Annotated in this window: 16 protein-coding genes; 12 read left to right on the top strand and 4 right to left on the bottom strand. The window is 68.1% G+C overall.

The window, feature by feature from the left end; translation table 11 throughout:
* The first annotated feature begins 46 nt into the window (after positions 1–46).
* The 7 genes from MJ602_RS02310 to MJ602_RS02340 all read left to right on the top strand — a co-directional run bounded on the left by MJ602_RS02310 (position 47) and on the right by MJ602_RS02340 (position 5964).
* Positions 47–406 (top strand): carboxymuconolactone decarboxylase family protein, encoded by a 360-nt coding sequence (locus MJ602_RS02310; protein ID WP_162017724.1) that lies wholly within the window; start codon positions 47–49, stop codon positions 404–406.
* A 23-nt stretch (positions 407–429) separates the two neighbouring features.
* Entirely contained in the window at positions 430–1815 is a 1386-nt protein-coding gene (locus tag MJ602_RS02315; protein WP_243019229.1) for a TolC family protein, read from the top strand.
* An 88-nt stretch (positions 1816–1903) separates the two neighbouring features.
* Positions 1904–2317, top strand: coding sequence for a DUF302 domain-containing protein (locus MJ602_RS02320; protein ID WP_243019230.1), 414 nt, complete (start codon positions 1904–1906; stop codon positions 2315–2317).
* A gap of 1 nt (position 2318) precedes the next feature.
* Entirely contained in the window at positions 2319–3449 is a 1131-nt protein-coding gene (locus tag MJ602_RS02325; RefSeq protein WP_243019231.1) for an NAD(P)/FAD-dependent oxidoreductase, read from the top strand.
* 89 nt (positions 3450–3538) lie between these two features.
* On the top strand, positions 3539–4888 hold the full coding sequence (locus MJ602_RS02330) for an NAD(P)/FAD-dependent oxidoreductase (protein ID WP_243019232.1): 1350 nt from the start codon (positions 3539–3541) through the stop codon (positions 4886–4888).
* Between the two features lie 27 nt (positions 4889–4915).
* Positions 4916–5245 (top strand): hypothetical protein, encoded by a 330-nt coding sequence (locus MJ602_RS02335; RefSeq protein WP_243019233.1) that lies wholly within the window; start codon positions 4916–4918, stop codon positions 5243–5245.
* A gap of 149 nt (positions 5246–5394) precedes the next feature.
* A complete protein-coding gene (locus MJ602_RS02340) occupies positions 5395–5964 on the top strand; it encodes a DUF3617 domain-containing protein (RefSeq protein WP_243019234.1) in 570 nt (189 codons plus the stop codon).
* Positions 5965–6142: 178 nt separating this feature from the next.
* Here the strand turns inward: MJ602_RS02340 and MJ602_RS02345 are convergent, their stop codons facing one another.
* Positions 6143–6865 (bottom strand): 16S rRNA (uracil(1498)-N(3))-methyltransferase, encoded by a 723-nt coding sequence (locus MJ602_RS02345; RefSeq protein ID WP_243019235.1) that lies wholly within the window; start codon positions 6863–6865, stop codon positions 6143–6145.
* Between the two features lie 70 nt (positions 6866–6935).
* Positions 6936–8063 (bottom strand): aminoglycoside phosphotransferase family protein, encoded by a 1128-nt coding sequence (locus MJ602_RS02350; protein WP_243019236.1) that lies wholly within the window; start codon positions 8061–8063, stop codon positions 6936–6938.
* An 88-nt stretch (positions 8064–8151) separates the two neighbouring features.
* Between MJ602_RS02350 and MJ602_RS02355 the strand changes: the two genes are divergently transcribed.
* The 3 genes from MJ602_RS02355 to rsmA are packed head-to-tail and all read left to right on the top strand — an operon-like array spanning position 8152 to position 12742.
* Entirely contained in the window at positions 8152–10596 is a 2445-nt protein-coding gene (locus MJ602_RS02355; RefSeq protein WP_243019237.1) for an LPS-assembly protein LptD, read from the top strand.
* Between the two features lie 17 nt (positions 10597–10613).
* A complete protein-coding gene (locus tag MJ602_RS02360) occupies positions 10614–11987 on the top strand; it encodes a peptidylprolyl isomerase (protein WP_243019238.1) in 1374 nt (457 codons plus the stop codon).
* Entirely contained in the window at positions 11984–12742 is a 759-nt protein-coding gene (gene rsmA, locus MJ602_RS02365; RefSeq protein ID WP_243019239.1) for a 16S rRNA (adenine(1518)-N(6)/adenine(1519)-N(6))-dimethyltransferase RsmA, read from the top strand. The genes MJ602_RS02360 and rsmA overlap by 4 nt, the downstream gene beginning before the upstream one ends.
* Positions 12743–12793: 51 nt before the next feature.
* On the opposite strand, the gene MJ602_RS02370 is transcribed toward rsmA, so the two are convergent.
* Together MJ602_RS02370 and MJ602_RS02375 are read right to left on the bottom strand one after the other, a co-directional pair.
* Positions 12794–13831, bottom strand: a complete 1038-nt coding sequence (locus MJ602_RS02370) for an FAD:protein FMN transferase (RefSeq protein WP_243019240.1) — start codon at positions 13829–13831, stop codon at positions 12794–12796.
* 16 nt (positions 13832–13847) lie between these two features.
* Positions 13848–14345 carry a c-type cytochrome gene (locus MJ602_RS02375; RefSeq protein WP_243019241.1) on the bottom strand — a complete coding sequence of 166 codons (498 nt, stop codon included), beginning with the start codon at positions 14343–14345 and terminating at the stop codon, positions 13848–13850.
* Between the two features lie 352 nt (positions 14346–14697).
* On the opposite strand from MJ602_RS02375, the gene MJ602_RS16780 reads away from it, so the two are divergent.
* Entirely contained in the window at positions 14698–15006 is a 309-nt protein-coding gene (locus tag MJ602_RS16780) for a hypothetical protein (RefSeq protein WP_341474718.1), read from the top strand.
* On the top strand, positions 15003–16934 hold the full coding sequence (gene nosZ, locus MJ602_RS02380; protein ID WP_243019242.1) for a TAT-dependent nitrous-oxide reductase: 1932 nt from the start codon (positions 15003–15005) through the stop codon (positions 16932–16934). Before MJ602_RS16780 ends, nosZ begins: the two co-directional genes overlap by 4 nt.
* The last annotated feature ends 33 nt before the right edge of the window (positions 16935–16967 follow it).

A 16967-nucleotide genomic window follows, 5' to 3' on the forward strand; every position in this document is an offset into this window, starting at 1 on the left:
ATAGCAGTTTGCGCACTACCCATAAGCCATAGAAGCCAAAAACACCATGACCAGCTACCAGGACATCACCCGCACCACCTCGGCCCAGCTTGCCAGTCTGCGTGCCGACATCCCCGACACGATGCGCGGCTTCTCCGCCATGGCCCAGGCCGCCACCAAGGACGGCGCGCTCGACAAGACCACCAAGGAGCTGATCGCCATGGCGCTGTCCGTGGCCGCGCGCTGCGACCCCTGCGTGGGCTACCACGCCAAGGCGCTGGTGGAACTGGGCGCCTCGCGCGCGCAAGTGGCCGAGGCGCTGGGCATGGCCGTGTACATGGGCGGCGGCCCCTCGCTCATGTACGCCGCCAAGGCCAGCGCCGCGTTCGACGAATTCAGCCAACTCAGCGCCCAGGCCACCGCCTGAGCCCGTGGACAGAAAGGCTCCCAATGCAAGCCCTCTGGCGCACCTCCCTGCTGGCCCTGGCACTGGCCGCCCCCACAGCCCGGGCCACCGACCTGCTGCAGGCCTGGCAGGCCGCGCAACAGAACGACCGCGAACTGGCCGTGGCCCGCGCGGCCCAGGCCACGGCGCAACCCCTGCGCGACCAGGCGCGCGCCCTGTGGCGCCCCGGCGTGGCGCTCACCGCATCCGCAGGCGTGGCCACGGGCGAGAGCGACATGCGCGGCGCGCAGTTCTCGGCCCCCGGCATGGGCACGTCGAACGGCGTGAACTTCAGCACCTCGGTCACCGGCGGCACGGCCACGCGCTGGGCGCTGCAGGCGCGCCAGCCCCTGCTCAACGCCGAGCGCCGCGCCCAGCAGCAGCAACTGGGCCTGCAGGCCGACAGCACCGAGCTGCAATGGCAGGCCGCGCAGCAAGCGCTGATGCTGAGCACCGCGCAGCGCTACTTCGAGCTGGCCGTGGCGCAGGAATCGCTCCAGGTGCTGCAGCGCCAGTACGAGGCCGTGCAGCAGGCCGCCGCCGAGGCGCAGGACCGCTTCGCGCTGGGCGCCGCCCCCATCACCGCCACGCACGAGGCGCGCGCGCGCCAGGGCGCACTGCGCGCCCAGGTGCTGGCCGCCCAGGTGGCGCTGGACCTGCGCCGCCGCGAGCTGGCCGACAGCACCGGCCTGCCCATGGACGGCTTGCAGGCGCACCTGCCCGCAGCGCTGGTGCCCGAGCCCGCGCGCACCCAGGCCGCGCTGGCGCACTGGCAGGCCCAGGCGCAGGACGGCAACCCCCAGATCCGCCTGCAGCAACTGGCCGCCGACATCGCGCAGGCCGAGGCCGACAAGCACCGCCGCAGCGCCGCCCCCACGGTGGATCTGGTGGCGCAAGCGGGCGACGAGCGCCTGCGCGGCAGTGGCGACCACGGCAGTGCGCGCAACCGCAGCGTCAACGCCATGGTGGGCGTGCAGCTCAGCGTGCCGCTGTACACCGGCGGCTGGCGCGGCGCCAAGGAGGCCGAAAGCCTGCGCCGCTGGGACCAGGCCCGCGCCCAGGTCGAGGCCACGCGCAGCCAGGTGGACCGCGATGTGCACGCCGCGTGGCTGGGCCTGCAGGTGGGCGCCGAGCGCGTGCAGGCCCTGGGCCAGGCATTGCAGGCCAGCGAGGCGCGCCTGGACGCCACCCGCACCGGCCTGGAGGTGGGCCACCGCACCGTGCTCGACCTGCTGAACGCCGAAAACGACACCGCCGCCACCCGCCTGTCGCTGGCCCAGGCGCGCAGCAGCCTGGTGCTGGAGCGCCTGCGCCTGGCCGCGCTGGCGGGCCAGCTCGACGAAGCCACGCTGCGCAGCGTGCAGCCGCCAACCCCAGGAGTGGTGCAATAAATGCTATCAAAATAGTAGCTACTTGCGCTTGATGATATTGCCCTGCAGTCCAATTGACCCCAAGTTTATTTGAAAGGAAACCCCGCCCATGACCGCCTACGCCTTCACCGCCGAGCTGGCCCAGCCGCTGCCCCAGGCCCTGGAAACCCTGCGCTCCGCCCTGGCCGCCGAGCAGATGGGCATCGTCAGCGAGGTGGACATGCAGGCCACGCTCAAGGCCAAGCTCGGGCTGGACAGCCCGCCCCAGCGCCTGCTGGGCCTGTGCTCGCCGCGCATTGCCCATGCCCTGGTGAGCGCTGAGCCCGACATCGCCGCGCTGTTGCCCTGCGGCGGCAGCATTGCCGAGCCCACACCGGGGCGCACGCGCATCGTGCTGCAGGACCCGCGCGTGATCCTGCAGGCCAGCGGCAGCACCCAGGCCGAAGTGCGCGACGCGCTGGAGCAGGCCCGCACCGCCGTGCAGCGCGTGGCCCAGCGCCTGGGCGCAGGCCAGGAGGCCTGACGTGGCCGCGCGCATCACCATCCTGGGGGCGGGCTTCGGCGCGCTGTCCGCGGTGCGCGCGCTGCGCCACCGCGACCCGCGCGCCGAGATCACCCTGGTGTCCCCGCGCGCCGAACTGCACTACCTGCCCGGCATCATCTGGATCCCCAGCGGCCTGCGCACGCGCGAGCAACTCATCGTGCCGCTGGGGCCATTCTTCCAGCGCATGGGTGTGCGCCATGTGGCGGCCGAGGTCACCGGCCTGCAGGATGGCGGGCGCACGGTGCTGACCAGCGCGGGTGCGCTGCCCAACGATGCGCTGCTCATCGCCACGGGCGGGCGCTTCATCAAGAAGCTGCCGGGCATAGAGCACGCCATCACGCCCTGCGAGGGCATCGCCGCTGCCGAGCAGATCCGCGACCGGCTGCGCGCCCTGCAGGGCGGCACCATCGCCGTGGGCTTTGCGGCCAACCCGCAGGAGCCCCAGGCCGTGCGCGGCGGGCCGATGTTCGAATTTCTGTTCGGCATCGATACCCAGCTGCGCCGCGAAGGGCGGCGCGACCGCTTCGAGCTGGTGTTCTTCAACCCCAGCACCGAGCCCGGCAACCGACTGGGCCCGGCCACCGTGCGGCACCTGCTGGCCGAGATGGCGCGCCGGGGCATCCGTACCCACCTGGGGCACAAGATGCAGCGCTTCGAGCCGGGCAAGGTGGTCACCGAGGGCGGGGAGTTTGCGGCCGACCTCATCCTCTTCATGCCCGGCATGACCGGTAACGCCTGGTTCGACCAGACCGACCTGCCGCGCTCCCCCGGCGGCCTGCTGCAGGCCGACGAACACTGCCGCGTGCCCGGTACCGAGCATGTGTGGGTGGTGGGCGACTCGGGCAGCTTCCCCGGCCCCGACTGGATGCCCAAGCAAGCCCACATGGCCGACCTGCAGGCCCGGGCCGCCGCCGCCAACCTACTGGCCGCCCTGGCCGGGCGCAAACCCACGGCCCGCTTCAAGGTGGAGCTGGCCTGCATCATCGACAGCCTGGACCAGGGCACCCTGGTCTGGCGCACCCCCACGCGCCAACGCCTGCTGCCGCCCCTGCGCGCCATGCACTGGGCCAAGCGCGCCTTTGAATGGAATTACCTGCGCCCGTACCGCTAGCCCCGCCCCCTGTGGTGCGCCCCAGGCCCGCGCACCGCAGCCATTCCCCCGGCCCAGCCCATGCCCTACACAAACCACAGGAGACAAGCATGAAGCGAGACAAACCCACCACCCACCGCGCACCCCAAGGGGCGCCCACACGCCGTGCCTGGCTGGCCGGTGCGGCTGGCGCCAGCGCCGCCGCAGGCCTGGGCCTGCAGCCCACCGCAGCGCAGGCAGCACGCCAGCCCACGCAGGCCCACATCGTCATTGCGGGCAGTGGCCTGGCGGGCCTTGCCGTGGCGCACCGGCTGCAGGGCCTGCTCGACGGCGCCAAGATCACGATCATCGACGCCAAGCAAGTGCACAACTACCAGCCCGGCTACACCCTGGTGGCCAGCGGCGTGTGGCCGGTGGACAAGGTGATCGACAGCAACGCCAGCCTGCAACCGGCGGGCGTGCAGTGGTTGCGCGAGATGGTGGCCGAGTTCGACCCGGCCGCCAACACCGTGGTTACCGCAGGCGGCCAGCGCATCCGCTACGACTACCTGGTGGTGGCCGTGGGCACGCACCAGGACTGGGCGCAGATCGAGGGCATGGACACCAAGGCCATCGGCCAGGACGGCCTGGCCAGCGTGTACCCCAGCTCCGACGCCGCCGTGGCCACCTGGGCCGCCATGGACCGCTTCCGCCAGAAGGGCGGCCAGGCCGTGATGACGCTGCCCGCCACGCCCCTCAAGTGCGCGGGCGCGCCGCTCAAGATGACCTTCATGGTGCGCGACCGCCTGGCCCAGGCGGGCACGCTCGGCAAGTCACAGGTCACGTTCTACTCGGCATTGCCCAACGTGTTCGGCGTCAAGGCCGTGAACGACAACGTGCTGGAGCGCTGGCAGGCCCTGGGCGTGCAGGTGCAGTACACGCAAAAGCTCAAGGCCATCGACATCGGCGCGCGTCGCGCCACCTTTGTGAACCCCGAAGGCGCAGCCACCGAGGTGCCCTACGACTTCATCCACGTGGTGCCACCCATGCGCGCCCCCGACGCGGTGAAGAATTCCGACCTCGCCTGGAAGGAAGGCCCCATGGCCGCAGGCGGCTGGCTGGAGGTGGACAAGGACACGCTGCAGCACCGCCGCTACAAAAACGTGTTCGGCCTGGGCGACATCAACGGCACGCCGCGCGGCAAGACGGCGGCCACGGTCAAGAAAAGCGCCCCCATCGTTGCGCAGCACCTGGCCGATGTGATCGCCGGGCGCGCGCCGGGCGAAAAGTTCGACGGCTACACCTCCTGCCCGCTCATCGTGCGCGAAGGCTCGGCCATGCTGATCGAGTTCGACTACGACGGCAAGCTCACCCCCTCGCTGCCCATGATCGAGCCGCTGCAGGAAAGCTACTTTGCCTGGCTCATGAAGGTGCGCTTGCTCAAGCCTGCCTACATGGCGGTGCTCAAAGGCCGGGTCTGACCACCACGCAACCCAAGGAGACACACCATGTACGAAATCTGGCTGGCAATGAACATCGTCTATGAAATCGCCCTGGGCATCTGGCCCCTGCTGGCGCTGCTGCTTGCCGTGTGGGTGGCCCTGCTCGTGGCCGCGCGCGGCCGCCTGGGGGCACGCCAGGTGCGCCAGGCGCTGCTGCTGGGCGCGCTGGTGGCGGTGGCGCTGTTCTTCAGCGTGCCCACGCTCACCCAGTCGTCACTGGCCAACATGGGCTACTGGGTGGACTGGGCCAACTTGCTGGCCATTGCGCTGGGGTTGGGCGCGCTGGCGGCGGTGTTCAGCGTGCCGATCCTGGGGCTGGCAGGCGGGCGCAAGTAGCGAGGACCACTGGCGCGCGTGCACCCCGTCACGCAAGTCGTGGGTGCGTGCGGCCGTGGGGCTTGCTGAGAGGTGCCCGTCATGCGATGCTGCGCGCCTGACGCCGCGCTGCAGTGTGCGGCCCCTTCCCCACGAAAGGACAACCACCCATGCGCATCGCACCCTGGACCCTGGCCCTGGCGGCCGCAAGCGTTTTTGCCACTGCAGCCGCGGCACAAGCCACCAAGCTGCGCCCCGGCCTGTGGGAGCACAGCGGCACCATGAAGAGCCAGAGCGGCCAGATGGAAGCCGCCATGGCAGAGATGCAGAAGTCGCTGGCCAGCATGCCGCCCGAGCAGCGCAAGCAGATGGAGCAAATGATGGCCCAGCAGGGCGTGGGCATGACGCCCGGCGGCGGGCATGTGGTGCGCATCTGCATGACGCAGCAGGACGTGGACATGGACCAGCTCCCTGCCCAGGAAGGCTGCACGCAAAAGGTGGAGCGCGTGGGCGCCAACACTGTCAAGGTTGCGTTCCAGTGCAAGGGCGGCAAGGGCCAGCCGCCGTCCTCGGGCGAGGGCACGGTCACCATTGAAAGCCCCACGGCCTACAGCGGCAAGCACCGCTTCAAGACCACGCAGGAAAACGGCCGCCCCGAGCAGATCGACATGGTGCAGAAGGGCCGCTGGCTGGGGGCAGACTGCGGGCAGGTCAAGCCCTTCAATCAGCCCCGGCGCTGAAATGAAACACCCCCTGTGGCGCTGCGCGCCTCCCCCCCGCTCTCGCAGCGCTGCGCGCTGCTGGCAGGGGGACGCTCCCAGCGCGGCGGGGCGGCCCTTGCGCGGGAGCGCTGGCCTGGGGTGCGTCGGTTGCATGCATCGCGGATGCCGCGTTCGCGGAATGGATCACTGAGTCGTTTCAGACCAGCAACGCCGCCAGCGCTGCCAGCGGCGCGGTCTCGGCGCGCAGCACGCGCGGGCCCAGGGTCACGGGGGCAAAGCCGTGGGCCAGGGCCAGGTCTTCCTCGGTGCCGCTGAGGCCACCCTCGGGGCCGGACAGGAACACCAGGCCTGTGTGGCCTGGCGCTGCGGCGTGCAGTGGCTGTGTGCCGGGGCGCAGCGACAGCAGCAGGCGCTGGCCGTCCTGCGGCGGGGCCTGCAGCCAGTCGGCCAGCGTTTGGGCGGGGTGCAGGGTGGGCACGCGGTTGCGGCCGCACTGCTCGCACGCGGCCACGGCCACGGCCTGCCAGTGGGCCAGTTTTTTGTCGGCACGCTCGCCCTTGAGTTTGAGCACGCTGCGCTCGGCCAGCAGCGGGGTGATGCTGACCACGCCCAGCTCGGTGGCCTTTTCCACCAGCCAGTCCATGCGCTCGTTGGCGGTGATGCCGGCCAGCAGGTGCACGGCGCGCGCAGCCTCGCGTTCCACGGCGTGGTGCGTGCCGATGCGCGCCAGCACCTCGCTGCGGCCCATGCGGGTGACGGTGGCCTCGAACTCGCCGCCGGGGCCGTCAATGCTGCCGTGGAACAGCGTGATGGCATCGCCCGGCTGCATGCGCAGCACCTGCACATGGCGCGCGGCGCCAGGCGGCAGGGCGATTTCTTCGCCGGGGGTCAGCGGGACAGGGCAGTGAAAGCGGGGCATTTGCTATGAAAATAATAGCTATTGGCGCCCGTATTCATTGCGCTGGAGGCCAATTTTGCTTAAGGTTTTGCTAGACGCGCCCGTAGGCGAAACCTGTGATTTCCTGCACCTGTTCCACCTCGTTGACCAGGCGCAGCAGTGGCGCCAGCTCGCGGTAGCGGCTGGCCGTGGAACGGATGTATGCGATGAAACGGGGCGTGTCTGCCAGGTACTGCGGTTTGCCGTCGCGCAGCGTGAGGCGCGCAAAGATGCCGGCCACCTTCAGGTGGCGCTGCAGGCCCATCCATTCCACGCTGCGGTAGAAGTCGCCAAAGTCCGCGCCCCAGCCACTGGCGCTGTGGGCGCCCAGCAGACCGGCCTTGCGCGCCTTTTCCCAGTAGCGCACGGTGATGTCGATGACGAAGTCCTCGTCCCAGCTCAAAAAGGCGTCGCGCATCAGGCTGGCGATGTCGTAGGTGATGGGGCCGTACACCGCGTCCTGGAAGTCGAGCACGCCCAGCGGCGCGTCCGGCGTCACGGGCTGCATCAGGTTGCGCGGCATGAAGTCGCGGTGCACGAAGACCTGCGGGGCCGCCAGGTTGTTGGCCACGATGGCCGCGAAGCTCTGCGCCAGCGTCTGCTGCTGGGCGTCGGTCAGCGTGATCTTGCGGTGCTGGGCCAGGTACCAGTCGGGGAACAGTGCCAGCTCGCGCCGCAACAGGGCTTCGTCATAGGGCGGCAGCACGCCGGGGCGCGAGGCCTTCTGCCAGTCGATCAGCAGGTCGGTGGCCTGCTGGTACCAGCGAAAAGCGTCCTGAGGCGCCTGGGGGTCCAGGGCCTGCATGAGGGTGTGTGGCCCCAGGTCGGACAGCAGCATGAAGCCGTGCGTGGCGTCGAAGGCCAGGATGCGCGGCACGTTCAGGCCGGCCTGCTGCATCAGGGCTTGCACCTGCACGAAGGGAGCGCAGTTCTCCTTGTCGGGCGGCGCGTCCATCACGATGCAGCTGCCGCCCGGCGTGGTGGTGTCGATGCGCAGGTAGCGCCGGAAGCTGGCGTCGGCCGAGGCGGGGCGCAGGCTGGCGGGCAGCAGGCCGTTCGCTGCCACCAAGGGGGCCAGCCAGGCGTCAAAGGCGGCGTGGCGGGCGGGGTCGGTCCAGACCACGGGGGCGGACGGGGCGCCCGCCGGGCTGGGGGATGCGGAAGAAGCAGGGTGGCTCATGGATAATCGGATTCTACAAACCCGGCCTTTGGGTTCTGGTGGTTTCAAGGGGCGCTCATGGGCGCGCCGCCATCCGGGCCTGCCACCGATGAAGCCTTTGCATCCAGTGCCTTTGCGTCCAGCGCCCTTCTTCCTGTTGCCCGCCCCTGTGCTGGGTGCGGCAGCGCCTGTGCCTGCGCTGGTGCCCCGTGCCGTGGCGCGGCTGGTGGCGGCGCTGTGCTGTGGTGCGCCGCTGGCAGCGTTGGCGCAGGAGCCCAGTGCTTGGGACGCACCCCCCGTCCTGCGCAATACGCCCTTGCTGGCCGAGACCATTCCACCAGAGGTGCGCTCGCAGTTGCCGGTGTTCGTGCAGGGCGATCGCATCACCGGTCAGCCCGATGTGCGCGCCGAGATCGAAGGCAATGCCGAGCTGCGCCGTGGCGACACCGTGATCCGCGCCGACCGCATGGAATACACCGTGCCTGACGACCAGGCCACGGCCACCGGTCGGGTGCGCATTCACCGCGCGGGCAATGTGTACCAGGGAACGCAGCTGCAGTTGCGCGTCAACGCCTTCGAGGGTTTCTTTACCGACACGCGCTACCAGCTGCTGGCCAACGGTGCCCATGGCGATGCCCTGCGCGTGGATTTCATCGACCGCGACCGGACCCAGGTGCACCAGGCCACCTACACCACCTGCACGCGCGAAGAGAGCGAACAGTGGAAGCCCGACTGGGTGCTGCGCGCCGACCGCATCGACATCGACCAGGCCGAAGAGGTGGGCAGCGCACGCGGTGCGGTGCTGGAGTTCCAGGGCGTGCCGCTGCTGCCGGTGCCGGCCATCAGCTTTCCGCTGTCCGACAAGCGCAAGAGCGGGCTGTTGCCGCCGACCTTCGGGCTCGACAGCACCAATGGTTTTGAGTACGCCCAGCCTTATTACTGGAACATCGCTCCGAACCGCGACGCCACCATGCAGGCGGCCCTGATGGCCAAGCGCGGCGTGCAGTTGGGTGGCGAGTTCCGCTACCTGGAGCCCAGCTACCAGGGCCAGGTGCGCGCCGATGTGATGCCCAACGACCGCTTGCGTCAGCGCACGCGCTGGAGCTATGCGCTGGAGCACAACAGCGCCATTGGCGTGCCGGTGGGAGCGCTGGGCCTGCAGGTCAATCTGCGCCGCGTGAGCGACGATGACTTCTGGCGCGATTTCTCGCGCGATGTGTCATCGGATGCGCAGGTGGTGCGCCAGCGCCTGCTGCCGGGCGATGCCTTGTTCACCTGGGGCCTGGGCGACATGAGCATGCGCCTGCGCACCCTCAAATGGCAGACGCTGCAGGATGCCTCGGCCCCCATCGTGCCGCCGTACGACCGCCTGCCGCAGTGGCAGTGGCGCTATGCGCCGCAACAGTTGGCGGGCGGCCTGGATGCGAGCGTGGAGCTCGACGCCACGCGGTTTCGGGCCGACACGGCGCTCACCGGGCAGCCCAATGCGCAGCGCAGTTACCTGCTGGCGCAGGTCAGCCGCCCGTTCCTGGCGCCGTCGGGCTTTGTCACGCCGCGCCTGCAGTGGCATGCCAGCAACTACCAGTTCGACGGCCTGCTGCCCAGCGGTGTGCGCTCGGTCCATCGCGCCCTGCCCACCTTCAGCGTGGACAGCGGCCTGTTCTTCGAGCGCGATGCGCAGTACTTCGGCCGGGCCTTCGTGCAGACGCTGGAGCCGCGCGCCTTCTACACCTACACGCCGTACCGCGACCAGAGCATGCTGCCCCTGTACGACACGGCGGCCAACGACTTCAACTTCGCCACCATCTACACCGAGAACGCCTACGGTGGCCAGGACCGCATTGCCGACAACAACCTGCTGACCCTGGGTGTGACCACGCGCCTGCTCAACCCGACCACAGGTGCCGAGGCTGCGCGCTTCGGCATTGCCCAGCGGCTGCGTTTTTCGGACCAGAACGTCACCCTGCCCAGTGAAACGCCGGTGAGCGAGCGCCTGTCGGACGTGATGTTGGGTGCGGCCGTCAACTGGACGACGCAGTGGGGCATGGATTCCACCGTGCAGTTCAACCCCAAGACCCGGCGCTCGATCCGCTCCACCCTCAGCGCCCGCTACCAGCCCGGCGCCTACCGCGTGGTGAGTGCGGCCTACCGCCTGCAGCGCGGTACCAGCGAGCAGGTGGATGTGGGCTGGCAGTGGCCGCTCGACAGCCTGTGGGGCGCTGCGGACAAGGCCTCCGGCACGTCGGGCCCCAAGCAGGCGCGCTGGTACAGCGTGGGCCGCCTGAACTACAGCCTGCAGGACCGCAAGCTGGTCGATACGGTGGTTGGCTTCGAGTACGACAGCTGCTGCTGGATTGGCCGCGTGGTGCTGGAGCGCCTGCAGAACAGCCGCAGCACTTCCAACACGCGCCTGTTGTTCCAGATCGAGTTCGTCGGCTTCTCGCGCCTGAGCCTGGGCTCCAACCCCTTGTCCAGCCTCAAGCAGAACATTCCCGGCTACCGCTACCTGCGTGACCAGGTCAGCACCCCCAGCCGTTTCAGCAACTACGACTAACGCACCGCATGCTCACCATGAAACCTCGTGCCATTGCTGTGGGCCTCATGGGCCTGGCCTCCCTCGTGCCGCTGGGCGCCGCAGCGCAGGGCGTGCGCCTGCCAGGGGCGCAACGTCCCCAGTTGTCGGCCCCTGTGGCAGCGCCATCCAACACCCAGCGCCAGGCCGACTTCATCGTGGCCGTGGTCAATGCCGAACCTGTGACCAACAACGAGGTGCGCGCCCGCATGGCCCGCGTGCTGCGCCAGATCCAGCAATCCGGTGGCGCGCAGCCGCCCCTGGACCTGCTGGCGGCGGAGGTCATGGAGCAGCTCATCGTGGAAAAGGCGCAAATGCAGTTGGCCAAGGAAGGTGGCATCACGGTGGATGAGCTGGCCATTGACCAGGCTGCGCAGACCATCGCGCGGCGCAACGAGGTCAGCATGGAAGAGATGCTGCGTCGGTTGTCGGCGGAGGGTGTCTCGCGCGAGCAGTTCCGCCTGGAATTGCGTCGCCAGCTCACGCTGCAGCGCCTGCGCGAGCGCGAGGTGGACGCCCGCGTGCGCGTGAGCGAACCCGAGATCGATCAGTTTCTGCGCGAACAGTCCCCGCAGGGCGCCGACCTGGCCCGTACCGAGCTGAACATCGCCCAGGTGCTCATCGCCGTGCCCGAGGATGCGAGCGAGGCCCAGGTGGCAGCAGCCCAGGCGCGTGCGCAGGGCGTGGCCGACAAGGCGCGCGCCAATGGGGACTTCGCCGCCCTGGCGCGCGAGTTTTCCGACGCGCCCGGCGCCACCAATTCGGGCGGCCAAATGGGCCTGCGCGCTGCGGACCGCTACCCCGAGCTGTTTGTCTCGGCGGTGGCCAGTCTGCCGGTGGGTGGCGTGGCCGGACCGGTGCGCTCCGGCGCGGGTTTCCATGTGCTCAAGTTGATCGAGAAAAGCCGCGCCAGCCTGCCCGCCACCGTGGTGCAAAGCCGCGCACGCCACATCCTGCTGCGTACCAGCGCCCAGCTCAGCGAAACCGCCGCGGTGGAGCGGCTGGCAGATTACCGCCGCCGCATTCTTGCGGGCCAGGCCGACTTTGCCCAACTGGCGCGCGAGCATTCGCAGGACGCCAGCGCCAAGCAGGGCGGTGACCTGGGCTGGGTCAATCCGGGCACCTTTGTGCCCGAGTTCGAAGAAGTCATGGACGCCCTCAAGCCCGGCGACCTGAGCCAGCCGCTGATTTCGCGCTTTGGCGTGCACCTGATCCAGTTGCAGGAGCGGCGCGAGCAACGCCTGTCCGCGCGCGAGCAGCGTGAGGTGGCGCGCCAGGCCGTGCGCATGAAGAAGACCGAAGACGCCTACGCCACCTGGATGCAGGAAGTGCGCGGCCGCGCTTACGTTGAGTACCGCGACCCTCCCCAATGAAGCACGTTCCAAAAAAGCGCTTCGGCCAGCATTTCCTGTCCGATCCGGCCATCATCGATGGGATCGTGCGCGCCATTGCGCCGCAGGCGGGCGAGCCCATGGTTGAAATCGGGCCGGGGCTGGCGGCGCTGACGCAGCCGCTGGTCGAGCGGCTGGGGCGGCTCACCGTGGTCGAGCTGGACCGCGACCTGGCGCAGCGCCTGCGCCAGCATGCGCAGTTGCAGGTCATCGAATCCGATGTGCTGAAGGTCGATTTTGCGCAGGTGGCACAAGCGCTGGGTGCTACCAAATTGAGAGTGGCTGGCAACCTTCCGTACAACATCTCCACGCCCATCCTGTTCCATCTGTTGCAGTATGTGGATGTGATTGCCGACCAGCACTTCATGTTGCAAAAGGAAGTGATCGACCGCATGGTGGCAGCGCCCGCCACGGCCGACTATGGGCGGCTGTCCGTCATGCTGCAGTGGCGCTACGCCATGGAGAACGTGCTGTTCGTGCCGCCCGAGAGCTTTGATCCGCCTCCGCGCGTGGACAGCGCCGTGGTGCGCATGGTGCCGCACCCACTGCCTGTGGCACTGGACGCGGCTGTGCTGGAGGAACTGGTGCAGGTGGCCTTCAGCCAGCGCCGCAAGCTGTTGCGCCACACCCTGGGCCGCTGGCTGGAGGCGCGTGGTTTTGCGGGCAACTTCGATGTGCAGCGCCGCGCCGAGGAAGTGCCGGTGCAGGAATACACGGCGCTCGCTGCGGGTCTGTAAAAAAAGGCCCTGTCGTTCAAAAAGGGCCTTGGTGCCAAGGACGGCAGAGGCTCAGGCAGTGCGCAGCACGGCCGCCATGCCAGGTGTTTGCCAGATGCTGTGGTCGCGCTCGACCACCAAGGCCTGCACGCCAGGGCGCTGCTGCAGCAGCGCGGGCGCGGCAGCGCTGCCCATCACCATCAGGGCGGTGCCCAGGCCGTTCACGCTGGCCGCATCGCGTGCCAGCAGGCTCACGCCGCGGGGGCCCTGCGTGGGACGCCCAGTGGCCGGGTTCAGGATGTGGTGCTGGCGCTCGCCCTGGGCCATGAAGAAGCGCTCGTAGTCGCCCGAAGACGCCACGATGGCCTGGCCCTCCAGCGCGAGCACGCCCAGCAGGCGCTCGGGCGCACGCGGGTCGCGCAGGCCCACACGCCAGGGGCGACCTTGCAGGCGCCCCGCCACCAGCACATCGCCGCCGCCGTTGAGCATGGCATGTTCCACGCCTTGGGCGCGAAGCGTGCGCATGCCTGCTTCGAGGATGGGGAGCTTGGCGATGCCGCCCAGGTCCAGTGCCATCCCGCGCTGTTGCAGGAAGGCGGTGCCGGCCTTGGCGTCGATCACCAAGCCCCGGTAGCCCACCAGGCGGCGCTGGGTGTCGATGTCCTGGGCGCTGGGCAGGTGCTGCTCGGCGGTACCGAACTGCCAGGGCAGTGCGCCCACGGTGGCATCAAAGGCCCCATGGGTTTGCACTGCAATCGCCTGCGCGGCCTGGAGCACGGCCAACACCTCAGCGGGTACGGGCACAGGATGCCGGCCCGCTGCGCGGTGCAGGGCGCTGACGGTGCTGTCCGGGTGGTAGCGCGTCATCAGCGCGGCAAGGCGCTCCATCTCGCTCCATGCACGGTCCATGGCACTGCGCAGGGCGCCAGCGTCAAGACCCTGGGCCACCATGTCCACCTGCGTGCCCATGAGCGTGCGCTGGCTGCGCTCCACCACGGCAGGCGTTGCCGCCTGCAGTGCGGCGGGCGCCAGGGCAGCGGCGCCCAGCAGGGGCAGTGCCATGGCCAGGCGGCGCCGGGTCAGGCCCTGGGGTGCAAGCGGCTCGTGCATGAAGCGCTCCTTTCGATCAGCTTGACAGGCCGACCATGTAGTCCACGGCGGCCTTCACGTCCTCGTCGGACATCTTGGTGTTGCCGCCGCGTGCGGGCATCATGCCCTTGGCGCCGGTGTAGCCTTCGATGGCGTGCTTGTACAGCGTGTCCTTGCCCTGGGCAATGCGCGGACCCCACTCGGCCTTGTCGCCGGGCTTGGGTGCACCAGCTACGCCAGCGGCATGGCACATGGCGCAGGTCTTGTTGTAGGCCGACTTGCCCGCTTCGGGGTTGGCAGCAGGTGCTGCAGGAGCGGCCGGGGCGGCGGCGACTTCAGAGGCTGCGGGCGCGGCAGGTGCTTCCGAGGCCGCAGGCGCTGCGGCGGGGGCGGGTTCTGCAGGGGCGGGTGCGGGTGCGGGGGCTGCGGCGGGAGCCGGTGCTGCGGCAGGGGCTTCGGCGGGCTTCTTGTCACCGCAGGCGGTCAGGAACAGGGCCAGAGCGCTCAGCGCGATGACGGAAGAGGTCTTTTTCATGGTCGTGGATAGGAAGTGGAGAATGAAAGAATCAAGGGGCTACGCGCCTTGGATGCAGCCGCTCCCCAGCCCGAAACAGAAGATCTGCTCCTCGCATGGCGGCAGTCGGGGTGGGCGGACCACAAATCATAGCGCCCTCGCCGGGCGTACGTTGTCTTACCCACACTGCGTGTCCCATAATGTAATCGGCATGGCTGGATTGCCAAGCCGTCAGTGCGGCGGTAGAGCATGACCAAAATCAACCTCGGCCCACTTTGGCTCCCTATACTTGCCATCCATGAAAACCCTCAGATCCATTCCATGGCTTCGGCGCTTGGTCGCAGCATGGTTCATTGTGAGCATGGGGGTGGCGATGGCATCGCCACTGGTTCAGCCCCGGGCGATGGAGTTGGTGTGCTCCGCGTCGGGCTTGACAAAAATCATCATCCATTCAGCACAAGGCAATGCGGTCGATGCGTCCGACATGGGCATGGACTGCACCCTGTGTTTGTTGGCCAACACGCCTCCAGATCCTCAGCAAGCACGGTTGCCGGCCCTGTCGCCGGCGGCCCAGTTGCGTGCCACCCAATCCCTTGATCACATTCCAGCCGCAATGGGGGCTCCGCCACCAGCGCGAGCCCCTCCGTTTTTCACACGCCTTAACCAAGAGAGGTCAACATGAGCGACAAGAAACTGGATACACCCAATGAAACCGTAGGCCTCGGCCGTCGACGTTTCATCAACACCGCTGCGCTGGCGGGCTTGACGGTAGGCGTTGCAGCCTGCAATGACAAGCCGGCGGCAGCTCCTGCAGCGGCCCCTGCGGCACCTGCACCCGCACCTGCACCGACAGCCCACGCCGGTGCCAATGTCCACCTGAAACCCGGCGAACTCGACACCTACTACGGCCTCTGGAGCGGTGGCCACACCGGTGACATGCGCGTTCTGGGCCTGCCTTCGGGTCGCGAACTTCTGCGCATCCCCTGCTTCGTGCCCGACGCACTGGTCGGCTGGGGCATCACCAACGAATCCAAGGCCGTCATGGGCACCAAGCCCGATGGCCACCTGCGTTACACCGTGGGCGATACCCACCACACGCACGCCTCCTACAAGGATGGCAACTACGACGGCCGCTACGCCTGGATCAACGACAAGATCAACAGCCGCATTGCGCGTATCCGCCTCGACTATTTTGTCTGCGACAAGATCACCACCTTGCCCAATGTGCAGGGCTTCCACGGCATCTTCCCCGACAAGCGAGACCCGGTCGATCCAGCCATCAACTACACCACCCGCGTGTTCTGCGGTGGTGAGTTCGGTATCCCTCTGCCCAACACCGGTACCGAAGACCATACCAAGTACCGCTCGCTGTTCTCGTGCGTGGACGCCGAGACCATGGAAGTGCGCTGGCAGGTGCTGATCGACGGCAACTGCGATCTGGTGGCCACCTCGTTCGACGGCAAGCTCGCCGCCACCAACCAGTACAACACCGAGATGGGTGCGCATTACGAAGACATGATGTCTGCCGAGCGCGACGCCTGCCTGTTCTTCAACATCGCCCGCATCGAAGAAGCCGTCAAGGCCGGCAAGTTCAAGACCATTGGCAGTTCCAAGGTGCCCGTGGTGGACGGCACGATCGAAGCCAACAAGGACCCCAAGACCGCTCTGACGGCCTACGTGTCCGTGCCCAAGAACCCCCACGGCGTGAACGCCAGCCCCGACCAGAAGTACTTCATCTGCGCCGGCAAGCTCTCGCCGACCGTCACCGTGATCGAGCTGGCCAAGGTGCTTGACTGGTTCGACGGCAAGTCGGAAAAGCTCGACGACGCCATCGTTGCCGAGGTCGAAGTGGGTCTGGGCCCGCTGCACACTGCTTTCGACGGTCGCGGCAATGCTTTCACCACGCTGTTCCTGGACAGCCAGGTGGTCAAGTGGAACATCGACAAGGCGATTGCCTTCCACAAGGGTGACAAGAACGCCAAGTATGTGGTGGACCGTCTGGACGTGCACTACCAGCCCGGCCACATCAACGCCTCGCAATCGGAAACGATTGCCGCCGATGGCAAGTACCTGGCCGTGGGTTGCAAGTTCTCCAAGGACCGCTTCCTGCCCGTGGGCCCGCTGCACGCCGAGAACGAGCAGCTGATCGACATCTCTGGCGAGAAGATGGTGCTCCTGGCCGACCACCCGGTGCGTGGCGAGCCGCACGACTTCATCATCTTCAAGCGCGATCTGGTCAAGCCCAAGCAGGTCTATGATCTGGATCACCACCCGCTGGCCATCAAGGATCCCAAGGAATCTGGCGTGTTCCGCAGCGGCAAGAAGGTGACGGTCAAGCTGACCTCGCAAGCGCCGGCCTTCAGCATGCGCGAGTTCAAGGTGAAAAAGGGCGACGAAGTCACCCTGATCCTGACCAACCTGGACAAGATCGAAGATTTGACGCACGGTTTCGCCATTCCGAACTACAACGTCAACTTCATCGTCAATCCGCAGGAAACGGCCTCGGTGACCTTCGTTGCCGACCAACCCGGCGTGTTCTGGTGCTATTGCACCCACTTCTGCCACGCGCTTCACCTGGAAATGCGTACGCGCATGATCGTTGAGGCCTGATAGGCAGCCAACCGGAGGCGCTCGCACAGGGGT

It is taken from the genome of Simplicispira sedimenti (assembly GCF_022760965.1).
GTDB classification, from domain to species: domain Bacteria; phylum Pseudomonadota; class Gammaproteobacteria; order Burkholderiales; family Burkholderiaceae_C; genus Simplicispira; species Simplicispira sedimenti.

Bases quoted from the DNA above. Each gene is read 5' to 3' on its own strand.
- MJ602_RS02335 (WP_243019233.1), top strand. From the start codon at position 4,916: ATGTACGAAATCTGGCTGGCAATGAACATCGTCTATGAAATCGCCCTG.
- MJ602_RS16780 (WP_341474718.1), top strand. From the start codon at position 14,698: ATGGCATCGCCACTGGTTCAGCCCCGGGCGATGGAGTTGGTGTGCTCC.
- MJ602_RS02345 (WP_243019235.1), bottom strand. From the start codon at position 6,865: ATGCCCCGCTTTCACTGCCCTGTCCCGCTGACCCCCGGCGAAGAAATC.
- rsmA (WP_243019239.1), top strand. From the start codon at position 11,984: ATGAAGCACGTTCCAAAAAAGCGCTTCGGCCAGCATTTCCTGTCCGAT.
- MJ602_RS02310 (WP_162017724.1), top strand. From the start codon at position 47: ATGACCAGCTACCAGGACATCACCCGCACCACCTCGGCCCAGCTTGCC.
- MJ602_RS02370 (WP_243019240.1), bottom strand. From the start codon at position 13,831: ATGCACGAGCCGCTTGCACCCCAGGGCCTGACCCGGCGCCGCCTGGCC.
- MJ602_RS02375 (WP_243019241.1), bottom strand. From the start codon at position 14,345: ATGAAAAAGACCTCTTCCGTCATCGCGCTGAGCGCTCTGGCCCTGTTC.
- nosZ (WP_243019242.1), top strand. From the start codon at position 15,003: ATGAGCGACAAGAAACTGGATACACCCAATGAAACCGTAGGCCTCGGC.
- MJ602_RS02355 (WP_243019237.1), top strand. From the start codon at position 8,152: ATGAAGCCTTTGCATCCAGTGCCTTTGCGTCCAGCGCCCTTCTTCCTG.
- MJ602_RS02315 (WP_243019229.1), top strand. From the start codon at position 430: ATGCAAGCCCTCTGGCGCACCTCCCTGCTGGCCCTGGCACTGGCCGCC.
- MJ602_RS02320 (WP_243019230.1), top strand. From the start codon at position 1,904: ATGACCGCCTACGCCTTCACCGCCGAGCTGGCCCAGCCGCTGCCCCAG.
- MJ602_RS02330 (WP_243019232.1), top strand. From the start codon at position 3,539: ATGAAGCGAGACAAACCCACCACCCACCGCGCACCCCAAGGGGCGCCC.
- MJ602_RS02340 (WP_243019234.1), top strand. From the start codon at position 5,395: ATGCGCATCGCACCCTGGACCCTGGCCCTGGCGGCCGCAAGCGTTTTT.
- MJ602_RS02360 (WP_243019238.1), top strand. From the start codon at position 10,614: ATGAAACCTCGTGCCATTGCTGTGGGCCTCATGGGCCTGGCCTCCCTC.
- MJ602_RS02350 (WP_243019236.1), bottom strand. From the start codon at position 8,063: ATGAGCCACCCTGCTTCTTCCGCATCCCCCAGCCCGGCGGGCGCCCCG.